Origin of the sequence: Paraburkholderia sp. EB58 (assembly GCF_050436665.1) — a bacterium.
In the GTDB taxonomy this organism is placed as follows: domain Bacteria; phylum Pseudomonadota; class Gammaproteobacteria; order Burkholderiales; family Burkholderiaceae; genus Paraburkholderia.
In genome coordinates this window covers 84053-97851 of record NZ_JBNDMQ010000012.1, presented here as the reverse complement: position 1 = coordinate 97851, position 13799 = coordinate 84053, and the positions used below count along the sequence as shown (strand labels likewise).

At 61.5% G+C, this 13799-nt stretch carries 11 protein-coding genes; 10 read left to right on the top strand and 1 reads right to left on the bottom strand.

Features of this window, described 5'->3' with window-relative positions; genetic code table 11:
• The first annotated feature begins 1 nt into the window (after window position 1).
• From carB to P3T40_RS19205, 3 genes are all read left to right on the top strand, one after another.
• A complete protein-coding gene (carB, locus tag P3T40_RS19215) occupies window positions 2-3256 on the top strand; it encodes a carbamoyl-phosphate synthase large subunit (protein ID WP_429269313.1) in 3255 nt (1084 codons plus the stop codon).
• A gap of 152 nt (window positions 3257-3408) precedes the next feature.
• Entirely contained in the window at window positions 3409-3885 is a 477-nt protein-coding gene (gene greA / locus P3T40_RS19210; RefSeq protein WP_429269312.1) for a transcription elongation factor GreA, read from the top strand.
• A 32-nt stretch (window positions 3886-3917) separates the two neighbouring features.
• Complete coding sequence (locus P3T40_RS19205; RefSeq protein ID WP_429269424.1) at window positions 3918-4430, top strand: DUF4149 domain-containing protein; 513 nt, start codon at window positions 3918-3920, stop codon at window positions 4428-4430.
• A gap of 78 nt (window positions 4431-4508) precedes the next feature.
• Here the strand turns inward: P3T40_RS19205 and P3T40_RS19200 are convergent, their stop codons facing one another.
• Window positions 4509-5066: a YhbY family RNA-binding protein gene (locus P3T40_RS19200; RefSeq protein ID WP_429269311.1), complete on the bottom strand. Its 558-nt coding sequence runs from the start codon at window positions 5064-5066 to the stop codon at window positions 4509-4511.
• Window positions 5067-5278: 212 nt separating this feature from the next.
• On the opposite strand from P3T40_RS19200, the gene P3T40_RS19195 reads away from it, so the two are divergent.
• From P3T40_RS19195 to pstA, 7 genes are all read left to right on the top strand, one after another.
• Entirely contained in the window at window positions 5279-5941 is a 663-nt protein-coding gene (locus tag P3T40_RS19195) for an RlmE family RNA methyltransferase (RefSeq protein WP_429269310.1), read from the top strand.
• A 193-nt stretch (window positions 5942-6134) separates the two neighbouring features.
• Complete coding sequence (gene ftsH, locus P3T40_RS19190) at window positions 6135-8024, top strand: ATP-dependent zinc metalloprotease FtsH (RefSeq protein ID WP_429269309.1); 1890 nt, start codon at window positions 6135-6137, stop codon at window positions 8022-8024.
• A 78-nt stretch (window positions 8025-8102) separates the two neighbouring features.
• Window positions 8103-9002, top strand: a complete 900-nt coding sequence (folP, locus tag P3T40_RS19185; protein WP_429269308.1) for a dihydropteroate synthase — start codon at window positions 8103-8105, stop codon at window positions 9000-9002.
• A 30-nt stretch (window positions 9003-9032) separates the two neighbouring features.
• Window positions 9033-10391 carry a phosphoglucosamine mutase gene (gene glmM / locus P3T40_RS19180; protein ID WP_429269307.1) on the top strand — a complete coding sequence of 453 codons (1359 nt, stop codon included), beginning with the start codon at window positions 9033-9035 and terminating at the stop codon, window positions 10389-10391.
• 375 nt (window positions 10392-10766) lie between these two features.
• Window positions 10767-11798 carry a phosphate ABC transporter substrate-binding protein PstS gene (pstS, locus tag P3T40_RS19175; protein ID WP_429269306.1) on the top strand — a complete coding sequence of 344 codons (1032 nt, stop codon included), beginning with the start codon at window positions 10767-10769 and terminating at the stop codon, window positions 11796-11798.
• A gap of 111 nt (window positions 11799-11909) precedes the next feature.
• Window positions 11910-12896: a phosphate ABC transporter permease PstC gene (gene pstC, locus P3T40_RS19170; RefSeq protein ID WP_429269305.1), complete on the top strand. Its 987-nt coding sequence runs from the start codon at window positions 11910-11912 to the stop codon at window positions 12894-12896.
• Window positions 12893-13789, top strand: coding sequence for a phosphate ABC transporter permease PstA (gene pstA / locus P3T40_RS19165; protein WP_429269304.1), 897 nt, complete (start codon window positions 12893-12895; stop codon window positions 13787-13789). Before pstC ends, pstA begins: the two co-directional genes overlap by 4 nt.
• The last annotated feature ends 10 nt before the right edge of the window (window positions 13790-13799 follow it).

The window sequence follows — 13799 nt, the reverse complement described above, 5'->3', positions numbered from 1 at the left end:
TATGCCCAAGCGGACAGACATTAAGAGCATCCTCATCATCGGCGCGGGTCCGATCATCATCGGCCAGGCGTGCGAGTTCGACTACTCGGGCGCACAGGCTTGCAAGGCGCTGCGTGAGGAAGGCTACAAGGTCATTCTCGTCAACAGCAATCCGGCGACGATCATGACCGACCCGAACACGGCTGACGTGACCTACATCGAGCCGATCACGTGGGAAGTGGTGGAGCGCATCATCGCCAAGGAGCGCCCGGACGCGATCCTGCCGACGATGGGCGGCCAGACCGCGCTGAACTGCGCGCTGGATCTCCACGCACACGGCGTGCTGGAAAAGTACAAGGTCGAGCTCATCGGCGCGTCGCCGGAAGCCATCGACAAGGCCGAAGACCGTCAGAAGTTCAAGGACGCGATGACCAAGATCGGTCTCGGTTCGGCTAAGTCGGGCACCGCGCATTCGATGGAAGAAGCGCTGCAGGTGCAGGCGCAGATCGCCGTCGAAACCGGTAGCGGCGGCTATCCGGTGGTAATCCGTCCGTCGTTCACGCTCGGCGGTTCGGGCGGCGGCATTGCGTATAACCGTGACGAATTCGAAGAGATCTGCAAGCGCGGCCTGGACCTGTCGCCTACGCGCGAACTGCTGATCGAAGAATCGCTGCTCGGCTGGAAAGAGTACGAGATGGAAGTGGTCCGCGACAAGAAGGACAACTGCATCATCGTCTGCTCGATCGAAAACCTGGACCCGATGGGCATCCACACCGGCGACTCGATCACCGTCGCACCGGCGCAGACGCTCACCGACAAGGAATACCAGATCCTTCGTAACGCATCGCTCGCGGTGCTGCGCGAGATCGGTGTGGACACGGGCGGCTCGAACGTGCAGTTCTCGATCAATCCGAAGGACGGCCGGATGATCGTGATCGAAATGAACCCTCGCGTGTCGCGTTCGTCGGCATTGGCCTCGAAGGCGACCGGCTTCCCGATCGCCAAGGTCGCGGCCAAGCTCGCCTGCGGCTACACGCTCGATGAGTTGAAGAACGAAATCACCGGCGGCCAGACCCCGGCATCGTTCGAACCGACGATCGACTACGTCGTCACCAAGATTCCGCGTTTCGCGTTCGAGAAGTTCCGCGAAGCCGATCCGCGTCTGACGACGCAGATGAAATCAGTGGGCGAAGTCATGGCCATTGGCCGCACCTTCCAGGAATCGTTCCAGAAGGCGCTGCGCGGTCTCGAAGTCGGCGTGGACGGTCTGGACGAAAAGACCACCAGCCGCGACGAGATCATCCGCGAGATCGGCGAAGCCGGTCCGGACCGCATCTGGTACGTGGGCGATGCATTCCGTATCGGCATGACCCAGCAGGAAATCTTCGAAGAGACCTCGATCGACCCGTGGTTCCTCGCGCAGATCGAGCAGATCGTGCTGAAGGAAAAGGCGCTGGCCGGTCGCACGCTCGCTAGCCTGTCGAAGGAAGAACTGAAGTATCTGAAGCAAAGCGGTTTCTCGGACCGGCGTCTCGCAAAGCTGCTGGGCGCGAAGCCGGATGAGGTGCGTGCTCGCCGTATCGAGCTGAACGTGCGCCCGGTCTACAAGCGCGTCGACACCTGCGCGGCCGAGTTCGCCACGAAAACCGCCTACATGTACTCGACCTACGAGGAAGAGTGCGAAGCGAACCCGACCAACAACAAGAAGATCATGGTGCTGGGCGGCGGCCCGAACCGGATCGGTCAGGGCATCGAGTTCGACTACTGCTGCGTGCACGCCGCGCTCGCCATGCGCGAAGACGGCTACGAAACGATCATGGTCAACTGCAACCCTGAAACTGTTTCGACCGACTACGACACGTCCGATCGTCTGTACTTCGAATCGCTGACGCTCGAAGATGTGCTGGAAATCGTCGACAAGGAAAAGCCGGTCGGTGTAATCGTTCAGTACGGCGGCCAGACGCCGCTGAAGCTCGCGCTCGATCTCGAAGCGAACGGTGTGCCGATCATCGGCACGTCGCCGGACATGATCGACGCCGCCGAAGACCGCGAGCGTTTCCAGAAGCTGCTGCAGGACCTCGGCCTGCGCCAGCCGCCGAACCGTACCGCACGCGCTGAAGACGAAGCGCTCAAGCTCGCTGAAGAAATCGGCTATCCGCTGGTGGTGCGTCCTTCATACGTGCTGGGCGGCCGCGCCATGGAAATCGTCCACGAGCCGCGCGATCTCGAGCGCTATATGCGCGAGGCCGTGAAGGTATCGAACGATTCGCCGGTGCTGCTCGACCGCTTCCTGAACGACGCAATCGAATGCGACGTGGATTGCATCTCCGATGGCGAAGCCGTATTTATCGGCGGCGTGATGGAGCACATCGAACAGGCGGGCGTGCACTCGGGCGACTCGGCGTGCTCGCTGCCGCCGTACTCGTTGTCGAAGGAAACCATCGCTGAACTGAAGCGTCAGACCGGCGCAATGGCCAAGGCGCTGAACGTGATCGGCCTGATGAACGTGCAGTTCGCAATCCAGCAAGTGCCGCAGGCAGATGGTTCGAAAGAGGATGTGATCTACGTGCTCGAAGTGAACCCGCGTGCTTCGCGTACGGTGCCGTACGTGTCGAAGGCGACCAGCCTGCCGCTCGCGAAGATCGCGGCGCGTGCGATGGTCGGCCAGACCCTGGCGCAGCAGGGCGTGACCAAGGAAATCGATCCGCCGTACTTCAGCGTGAAGGAAGCGGTGTTCCCGTTCGTCAAGTTCCCGACCGTCGACCCAGTGCTCGGACCTGAAATGCGTTCGACCGGCGAAGTGATGGGCGTGGGCCAAACCTTTGGCGAAGCGCTGTTCAAGTCACAGCTTGCCGCAGGTTCGCGTCTGCCGGAGTCGGGCACAGTGCTTTTGACCGTGATGGACGCCGACAAGCCGAAGGCTGTCGAAGTCGCCCGCATGCTGCACGAACTGGGCTATCCGATCGTCGCGACCAAGGGCACGGCTGCCGCAATCGAAGCGGCCGGCGTGCCGGTGAAGGTGGTCAACAAGGTGAAGGACGGTCGTCCGCACATTGTCGACATGATCAAGAACGGCGAAATTGCCCTGGTCTTCACGACCGTCGACGAAACCCGGGCTGCGATCGCCGATTCGCGTTCGATCCGCATGAGCGCTCAGGCCAACAAGGTCACGTATTACACGACCATGTCGGGCGCGCGTGCCGCGGTGGAAGGTCTGCGCTATTTGAAGGACCTGGAAGTCTATGATTTACAAGGACTCCACGCTCGCCTAAACTAAGGCTTCGAATACCTGTCCGAGATGTAAGTGCCGCGGTTAAGCGGCGTCCCCCAAGGTACCGGCACGGGCTTTGCCCGGGTTCAGGCACCAGCGGGGATGCACTTAACCGCGGTGATTTTTTTTACGGCCGTTTTTTGCCACTAGAGCTGTTTATGAGCACTATTCCATTGACGACGCGTGGCGCCAAGAAGCTGCGCGATGAATTACAGCACCTGAAATCGGTTGAACGTCCGGCGGTCGTCAACTCGATCGCCGAAGCGCGTGCCCAGGGCGATCTGTCGGAAAACGCCGAATACGACGCTGCGAAAGAAAAGCAGGGTTTTATCGAGGGCCGCATTGCGGAAATCGAGTCGAAGCTGGCCGGCGCACAGATTATCGATCCCGCCGCAGTGGACGCGGACGGCCGCATCGTGTTCGGCGCGACCGTTGAGCTGGAAGACCTTAAATCGGGCGCTTCGGTCAAGTATCAGATCGTCGGCGACGACGAAGCGGACCTCGAGCACGGCCTGATCTCGATCAGCTCGCCGATCGCGCGGGCATTGATCGGCAAGTCGGAAGGCGACGTAGCATCGGTGCAGGCACCGGGCGGCGTGCGCGAGTACGAAATCATCGCCGTCAGCTACATCTGAAGGGTACACCGGTGTCTACTCAGGCTTCCCCCGTGCCGCATAGGGTGTTCCGGCTGCTGACCGTAGTGTGGGTCGGTAGTTTGCTGACCATCGGTTATGCGGTTGCACCCGTGTTGTTTACGGCGCTTGACCGGATGACGGCCGGCGCGGTCGCCGCGCAACTGTTTCGCATCGAAGGCTTGCTGGGCGTGGTGTGCGGGGTCTTGCTGCTTGGGCTTGCCAATGTGCTGGTCCGTCGCGGTAACGACGCCTATCGCCGCCTGCGCTGGCTGATTGTCGGGATGCTGGTATGCGTGCTGCTCGGTTACTTTGCGCTGCAGCCGTTCATGAATGCGATTCGCATGGCTGCGCTCGAGGCCGGCACGGATGTCGCGCATTCGCCTGATGCGACGCGCTTCGGCGTACTGCACGGCGTGTCGAGCCTGTTTTATCTGATCGAGAGCTTGCTGGCTATCGCTCTGGTGTGGAAGCTGCCCACCGCGGCGAGCGCAACACTGGCTGGGCAAGACACCCGAGGTGCGGCAGGGAAGGGCTTAACGGGTTAAACAGCGGGGTTAAACAGAGCGCGGTTACCCGCCCAACCTGCAAGGCCGCGGGCAGGGCGCCCGCAGCTGCAACACAGCTTACTTCACCGACTGATGCGGCCGCTTCGCGCTGGTTTGGCGCTTCTTGGCGCGCTTGATATTGCCGCCCGCTGTGACGCGTTCGTTGCCGCGTACCACAACTTTTTTGGGCTTCGGCTTGCGCATCGGGATCTCAGAAGGCTTGATCACCGTCACCACGCGCGGGGCGCGGCCTTTGCCCGGCTTGGCATCTTCAGCCGCCGCTTGACGGGCGCTCGGCAGTTCGCCACGTTTGATGCTCGGCGTCTCACCACGTTTCGCGTGGGTTGACGGTTTGGCCGCCGCTTCCGGCTTCCAGATCACCAGCAGCTTGCCGATATGCTGGATGGGCGCAGCGTTGAGGGTGTCGCAGATCTGTTCGTAGATCGCCAGACGTTCTTCGCGTTCGTCGCCGAATACGCGGATCTTGATCAGTTGATGCGCGCCCAGGTGGACCTTGATCTCGGCCAGCACGGCGTCGGTCAGCCCCTCGGCGCCGATGAGCACCACCGGTTTGAGCGCATGTGCCTGGGAGCGCAACTCGGCGCGTTGGTCGGAAGAGACTTTAAGGGCTGGCATGGAAAGTGAGAGACTCGACTAAAATGGCGGCGCCTGCAGTTTCGAGCGATTTGGTCGCTCATTGGCTCGATCAAGCAGGGCGGCGCGTCAGAACAACAGAGAATCGCGGTTGATGGCCCCGGGGTTCATGACCCATTGGGCGGCAGCCGCGCGAATTAAACGCGTATTATCCGCTAAAAGCGCTGCATTAAGCAGCAAGAGTTCAACGTTTAATGGCAAAAAACAAGTTCAACACGTCGTGGCTGCACGATCACATCAACGATCCCTACGTGAAATTGGCGCAGCGGGAGGGCTATCGTGCCCGCGCAGCCTACAAGCTGAAGGAAATCGACGAACAGGACAAGCTGATCCGTCCCGGCCAGGTCATTGTCGACCTGGGCTCGGCGCCCGGTAGCTGGAGCCAGTACGCCCGCAACAAGCTGGCGCAGGGTTCGAAGCGCGACGCGACGCGGGAAGGCGGGATCGACGGAACAATCATCGCGCTCGACCTGCTGCCCATGGAGCCGATTGCCGACGTCATCTTCATTCAGGGCGACTTCCGCGAGGACACCGTTCTGCACCAACTCGAAGATTTGGTCGGAGCGCGTCAGGTCGACCTTGTAATTTCGGATATGGCGCCCAACCTGTCGGGAGTGGCGCTGGCGGATGCCGCGCGGATCGAGCATGTATGCGATCTCGCGCTGGAATTTTCGCAGAATCACCTGAAGCCGGATGGAGCCCTTTTAGTCAAATGTTTTCACGGCAGCGGCTACAGCCAGATTGTGGAAAAGTTCAAGCAGCAGTTTAAGACGGTGGCAGCCCGCAAGCCGAAGGCGTCGCGGGACAAATCGTCGGAAACTTTTATTTTGGGAAAGCATCTGAAACGGCCCGCTTAGTTGGGTTGCCCGGCGGGCGTTCCGCGATTTTTTTGAGTCCCATATTTGCCGGAAAAGCGGCACTGGGACAGCCTCCTGCACTATTTCTGTGGTAGAGAATGGTTATGGCAGGGGTCTGCGGTCTGGATTAGAATGCTTTAGTGGTGCCGCAAGGCAAATGTAGGCGCCCGTCTATGAGTGAAGGAGTGGTGCTTTGAACAACAATATGTTTTCGAAGGCAGCAGTGTGGCTGGTTATCGCACTGGTGCTGTTTACGGTGTTCAAGCAGTTCGATAAGCCCCGTGTCCAGGAAGGCGTTTCCTATTCGCAGTTCATGGATGACGCAAAGAACGGCAAGGTCAAGAACGTCATCGTTCAGGGGCGTAACCTCACGGTCACTCCAGCAGACGGCCAGAAGTACCAGATCGTGTCGCCAGGCGACATCTGGATGGTCGGCGACCTGATGAAGTATGGCGTTCAGGTGAGCGGTAAGGCCGATGACGAACCGAACGCGCTTGTGTCCGCGCTGTATTACCTCGGACCGACAATCCTGATTATCGGGTTCTGGTTCTACATGATGAGGCAGATGCAGGGGGGCGGGAAAGGCGGTGCGTTCTCGTTCGGCAAGTCCCGCGCACGCCTGATCGATGAGAACAACAACGCAATCAATTTCACTGACGTCGCCGGTTGCGACGAAGCCAAGGAAGAAGTCTCCGAACTGGTCGACTTCCTGCGCGATCCGCAGAAGTTCCAGAAGCTCGGGGGGCGCATACCACGCGGCGTGCTGCTGGTCGGGCCACCGGGAACGGGTAAAACGCTGCTTGCGCGCGCCATTGCCGGCGAAGCGAAAGTGCCGTTCTTCAGCATTTCGGGTTCGGACTTCGTGGAAATGTTCGTGGGTGTCGGCGCGGCTCGTGTGCGCGACATGTTTGAACAGGCCAAGAAGCATGCACCGTGCATCGTGTTCATCGACGAAATCGACGCGGTTGGTCGCCATCGCGGCGCCGGCATGGGCGGCGGTAACGACGAACGCGAACAGACGCTGAATCAGATGCTGGTCGAGATGGACGGCTTCGAAGCGAACTCGGGCGTGATCGTGATTGCTGCTACGAACCGTTCGGATGTGCTCGACAAGGCGCTGCTGCGTCCGGGCCGTTTCGACCGCCAGGTGTATGTTGGCCTGCCGGACATCCGCGGCCGCGAACACATCATGAAGGTCCACCTGCGCAAGGTGCCGATTTCGAACGACGTCGACGCAGCGGTGATCGCACGCGGCACGCCGGGCTTCTCTGGCGCTGACCTTGCGAACCTCGTGAACGAAGCGGCGCTGTTTGCGGCTCGTCGCGGCAAGCGCATCGTCGAAATGATTGACTTCGAAGATGCCAAGGACAAGATCTTCATGGGTCCGGAGCGCAAGTCGGCCGTGATCCGCGAAGAATCGAAGCGTGCCACGGCGTACCACGAGTCGGGCCATGCGGTGATTGCCAAGCTGTTGCCGAAGGCCGATCCGGTGCACAAGGTCACGATCATCCCGCGCGGTCGCGCACTGGGTGTCACGTGGCAGTTGCCGGAGCACGACAACGAAACGTATTCGAAGGACTATCTGCTGGATCGTCTGGCGATTCTGTTTGGTGGCCGGGTGGCGGAAGAGTTGTTCCTGAACCTGATCAGCACGGGCGCCTCGGACGACTTCAACAAGGCAACGGCTACGGCCCGCGCCATGGTGGCCCGCTTCGGCATGACGGATGCGCTCGGACCGATGGTCTACGTTGACGACGAAAACGACGCTACGCCGTTTGGCCGCGGTTTCACGCGGACCATTTCGGAAGCGACGCAGCAGAAGGTCGACGCGGAAATCCGCCGCATGCTGGACGAGCAGTACAACCTCGCCAAGCGCCTCCTGGACGAAAACCGCGACAAGGTCGAAGCGATGACCGCGGCCCTGATGGAGTGGGAAACGATCGACGCCGATCAGATCAACGACATCATGGCGGGTCGTCCGCCGCGTGCACCGAAGAGCTCGCCGCCGTCGGCAAGCGATGCATCGTCGGGTGGCAGCACGGGTACCGAGGTGAAGCCGGGCAGCGCGACCGCGCCGGCCTGATCGAAGCCAAGTCCAAAGCACGGGCCGGTGTGATTCCACACCGGCCCGTTTTGCATTGATCTCCATTTGCCCGCCTGTATGGCCCGTTACGTCTTGAACACCGCGTTACCTGTTATCTCCCCGCCTGAGCCGCTGCAATGCGGCCGCTTCACGTTGACCTTTGAGCGCCCGTTGGTGATGGGCATTCTCAATGTCACGCCCGATTCCTTCTCCGATGGCGGCAAGTTCGCGGTGCGCGGCGACGCGCTGCGCCAGGCCGAGCGGATGATGCTCGACGGCGCAGACATCATCGACATCGGTGGCGAGTCGACCCGCCCTGGCGCGCCGCCGGTGCCGCTCGACGAGGAACTGGAACGGGTGATTCCGCTCATCGAACAGTTGCGTGGTGCCGAGGTGCCGCTTTCCGTCGATACCTACAAGCCCGAAGTCATGCGCCACGCGTTGGCGGCCGGTGCGGACCTCGTCAACGATATCTGGGGCTTTCGCATGCCCGGGGCTATCGACGCCGTGCGCGATAGTCAATGTGGTCTATGCGTGATGCATATGCTCGGCGAGCCGCAGACCATGCAGGTAGGCGCGCCGGCCTATCAGGATGTGGTAAGCGAAGTGCGGGCGTTTCTGGAGGAGCGGGTGGCGGCGCTGGCCGAGGCGGGTGTCGCAAAACGGCGTATCAGTGTCGATCCCGGTTTTGGTTTCGGCAAGGCAACGGTCGAACATAATTACGCCTTGCTGGCCCACCTGCCGGACACGGCGCCGCGCGGCGAGCCGTCGTTTCCGATATTGGCGGGCATGTCGCGCAAGTCGATGCTGGGGGCGGTCACGGGCCGTGCCGCGTCTGAAAGGCTGGCCGCAAGTATCGCGGCTGCCGTATGTGCCGCTGAGCGCGGTGCTGCCATACTGCGCGTGCATGATGTCGCGCAAACCGTTGATGCATTAAAAGTTTGGGCAGCGATGCGTGACGCGACGCGTCGCGGCTGACCCTTCCAAAAGAGAGAGGAAAACTACACGATGGCACGTCGCTTTTTCGGTACCGATGGCATCCGGGGTAAGGTCGGCGAGGGGCCGATTACGCCCGATTTCGTATTGCGGCTCGGTTATGCCGCAGGCAAGGTGTTGGCCGGCGGCAATGGCTGGGCCAATACCGGCCAGCGTCCCACCGTCCTGATCGGCAAGGACACGCGGGTCTCGGGCTACATGCTCGAAGCCGCGCTCGAGTCGGGCTTTTCCGCTGCGGGCGTCGACGTCATGCTGGCGGGTCCGATGCCCACTCCGGGCATCGCCTACCTGACGCGCGCGCTGCGGCTCGCCGCCGGCGTGGTGATCAGCGCGTCGCACAATCCGTACTACGACAACGGTATCAAGTTCTTCTCGGCCCAGGGCGACAAGCTGCCCGACGAGGTCGAACTGAAGATCGAGGAGCAATTGGATCAGCCGCTCGCCTGCGCGGCGTCCGAGCAGCTTGGCAAGGCACGCCGCCTCGACGACGCGGCCGGCCGCTATATCGAGTTCTGCAAGAGCACCTTTCCGGCCGCGTTCGATCTGCGCGGCATGAGGCTGGTAGTCGATTGCGCGCACGGCGCAGCGTATGACATCGCGCCGCATGTGTTCCATGAGCTCGGGGCCGACGTCATCCCGATCGGTGTCGCACCGAACGGCTTCAACATCAACGACGGCGTGGGCGCCACCGCGCCCGACGCACTGGTGCGCGCAGTGCGGGCGAATCATGCGGATCTCGGCATCGCGCTCGACGGCGACGCCGACCGTCTGCAGGTGGTCGACGCCGCGGGCCGCCTCTACAACGGTGACGAACTGCTATACGTGCTGGTCAAGGACCGCATCGAGACCGAAGGCAGGGTGGAAGGCGCGGTCGGTACCTTGATGAGCAATATGGCCGTGGAAGTCGCGTTGCAGCGCGCCGGTGTGCAGTTCGTGCGTGCTGCGGTCGGCGACCGCTACGTGCTCGAACAACTGCGCGAGCACGGCTGGCAGCTTGGCGCCGAGGGCTCGGGGCACATCCTCTCGCTCGACCGCCATTCGACCGGCGACGGCATTGTCTCGTCGCTGCTGGTGCTGGCGGCGATGAAGCGCAGCGGCAAGTCGCTGGCGCAACTGCTCGAAGGCGTGACGCTGTTCCCGCAAAAGCTAATCAATGTGCGCATGCAACCGGGTGCCGACTGGAAGAGCAGCGACGCGATCCGCCGCGCGATCAGCGCAGCTGAGGCGGCTCTCGATGGCCACGGCCGCGTGCTGATCCGCGCGTCCGGGACCGAGCCGGTGCTACGTGTGATGGTCGAGGCGCAGAGCGTGGATGACGCCGTTCATCATGCTGAGACGATCGCAGGTGTGGTGAAGCAGGAGACTGCCTGATCAGGATCGGGACACAAAGTGGGTAGCGAGCTTCGCCGCGGCAATTAGCCGCGGCGAAGCTCGCTTAATCGCAGTTCGCGAAGCACACGACCTTCGCACCGTCATCGCGCCCATCGCACTTACGAAGTTCTTTCATTTCTCTGGAATCCCTTCCAGAAGCCCCTCATCTGCGCGCAAATGCTCCCGCCGCGCATTTTTCGCCCAATCTCTACAGAGGTGGCGAAGACACCGTTCACGTAACTTTCACCCGCCCACTCAGCCTTTCACGGCTGTAACCTTATTGTCACGCTTCATTCACGGTTCGTCACGTGACTGTCACAAAGAGACCCTATCCTTCGCGGTGTCGTGTAATCCGCTCACACCACTGGAGGTCTCATGAAATTGATGCAAACTGCGTTCGCTGGCTTGGCTGGCGCGCTCTTCGCGATCGCAGCGCAAGCCGCCGACATCACCGGCGCAGGCAGCACCTTTGCAGCACCCATCTATACGAAGTGGGCTGACGCTTATCAAAAGTCGGGCGGCGGTAAGGTCAACTATCAAGGTATCGGTTCGTCGGGCGGCGTCAAGCAGATCATCGCCAAGACGGTCGATTTCGCAGGTTCGGACGCTCCGCTGAAGGACGACGAACTGGCCAAGGACGGCCTGTTCCAGTTCCCGACGGTGGTCGGCGGCGTGGTACCGGTCGTGAACCTGCCGGGCGTGACCCCGGGCCAACTGGTGCTGTCGGGCGAAGTGCTCGGCGACATCTACCTGGGCAAGATCAAGAAGTGGAACGATCCGGCGATCGCTGCACTGAATCCGAAGGCAAAGCTGCCGGATACGGATATCGCTGTGGTGCGCCGTGCTGACGGTTCGGGCACCAGCTTCATCTGGACGAACTATCTGTCGAAGGTCAACGCAGACTGGAAGTCGAAGGTCGGTGAAGGCGCAACGGTCAGCTGGCCGACGGGCACGGGCGGCAAGGGCAACGACGGCGTCGCAGCCTTCGTGCAACGCCTGCCGGGCGCAATCGGTTATGTCGAATGGGCGTACGCGAAGCAGAACAAGATGGTCTACGTCGACCTGAAGAACTCGGCAGGCAACGTGGTTGAGCCGAAGACGGAAACGTTCAAGGCAGCGGCTGCCGGCGCGGATTGGTCGAAGTCGTTCTACCAGATCCTGACGAACGAACCGGGCAAGGACGCATGGCCGGTCGTCGGCGCAACGTTCGTGCTGCTGCACACGACGCAGGACAAGGCACCGCAAGGCGCCGAAACGCTGAAGTTCTTCGACTGGGCGTTCAAAAACGGTACGTCGGCCGCTGACAGCCTCGACTACATCTCGCTGCCGGAATCGGTTGTGACGCAAATCAAGTCGCAATGGAAAGACAAGGTGAAGGACGCTTCGGGCAAGTCGGTCGCCGAGTAAGCGTTAGCAAGCAGCAACAAGCCGCCCAGCCTCATGTGAGGCTGGGCGGCTGTAGTACTGGTTGCATGGCGTCGTGTCATGCAGCATATGGTCACAGGTGCATAGGTTCCCATGTCCGACATCCCTCTCGTGTCGAGCACGTCCGGCAGCGCGTCGCAGCAGAAAGCGCCTAGTCGCGCCGGCGATGTTATTTTCGGCGGTCTCGCGCGCCTCGCCGCGATCGTCACGCTCCTGCTGCTCGGCGGCATCATCGTCTCGCTGATCGTCGCCTCGCTGCCGTCGATCAAGCAATTCGGTCTGAGCTTTTTGTGGACCGCCGACTGGGATCCACCCAGCCAGAAATTCGGCGCGCTGGTGCCGATCTACGGCACGATCGCCACGTCGATCATTGCTCTCGTTATCGCGGTGCCGGTCAGCTTCGGCATCGCACTGTTCCTCACTGAACTGGCGCCCGCGTGGCTGCGCCGGCCGCTCGGCGTTGCCATCGAGCTGCTGGCTGCGATCCCTTCGATCGTCTACGGTATGTGGGGCCTGCTGGTGTTCGCGCCGATCTTCGCGACGTGGTTCGAAAAGCCGCTCGGTACCGTGCTCGGCGGCATTCCGTTTATCGGCGCGTTTTTCCAGGGCCCGCCCATCGGCATCGGCATCCTGTGCGCCGGGGTCATTCTTGCGATCATGATCATTCCGTACATCGCCTCGGTGATGCGCGATGTCTTCGAAGTCACACCGGTTCTGCTGAAGGAATCGGCTTACGGGATCGGCTGCACGACCTGGGAAGTGATGTGGAAGATCGTCCTGCCGTTCACCAAGAGCGGCGTGATCGGTGGCGTCATGCTGGGTCTGGGCCGCGCGCTCGGCGAGACGATGGCCGTCACCTTCGTGATCGGCAACACCAATCTGCTCAATAACGTTTCGCTGTTTTCGCCCGGCAACAGTATTACGTCGGCGCTGGCCAACGAGTTCGCGGAAGCGGATCCGGGCCTGCACACCTCCGCGCTGATGGAACTCGGCCTGATCCTGTTTGTGATTACTTTCATCGTGCTCGCGATCTCGAAGATCATGCTGCTTCGTCTCGAAAAAGGGGAGGGCGCGAAATGAGCCAGTCCTCATTGAATATTCCCGGTTCGCACGACGCCGCCGTTCTGGAGGCGATGCGCACCAAGCTGCAGGGGCGCCGGCGCGTGAAGAACGCGATTGCGTTGACGCTCTCGCTCGCGGCGATGGCCTTCGGTCTCATCTGGCTCGTGTGGATTCTTTATACGACGCTGCGTCTTGGTATCAGCGGTCTGTCGATCGAACTGTTCACGCAGTCGACGCCGCCGCCGAACACCGATGGCGGCGGGCTCGCCAACGCCATCGTCGGCAGCCTGATGCTGATCGGGCTGGCGACATTCGTCGGCACTCCGATCGGCATTCTCGCCGGCGTGTATCTCGCTGAATACGGCCAGAAGGGCTGGCTTGCCAGCGTCACGCGCTTTATCAACGACATCCTGTTGTCGGCGCCGTCGATCGTGGTGGGCCTGTTCGTCTACGCGCTCTTCGTGGCGAAGATGGGACACTTCAGCGGCTGGGCCGGCGTGTTCGCGCTCGCGCTGCTGCAGATTCCGATTGTGATCCGCACCACCGAAAACATGCTGAAGCTGGTGCCGAACGCCTTGCGTGAAGCCGCATTCGCACTCGGCACGCCGAAGTGGAAGATGGTGATGTCGATTACGCTGAAGGCGTCGGTGGCGGGCATCATCACCGGCGTGCTGCTCGGTGTGGCGCGAATTGCCGGTGAAACGGCACCGCTGCTGTTCACCGCGATGTCGAATCAGTTCTTCTCGTGGAACATGAATCAGCCGGTCGCCAACCTGCCGGTCACGATCTATCAGTTTGCGATGAGCGCCTTCCCGCAGTGGCAATCGCTTGCCTGGGCCGGCGTCTTCCTGATCACGCTCGGGGTGCTGGGATTGAATATCCTCGCGCGTACGATCTTTTCGAAAAAGTAAGGGCGGAGCA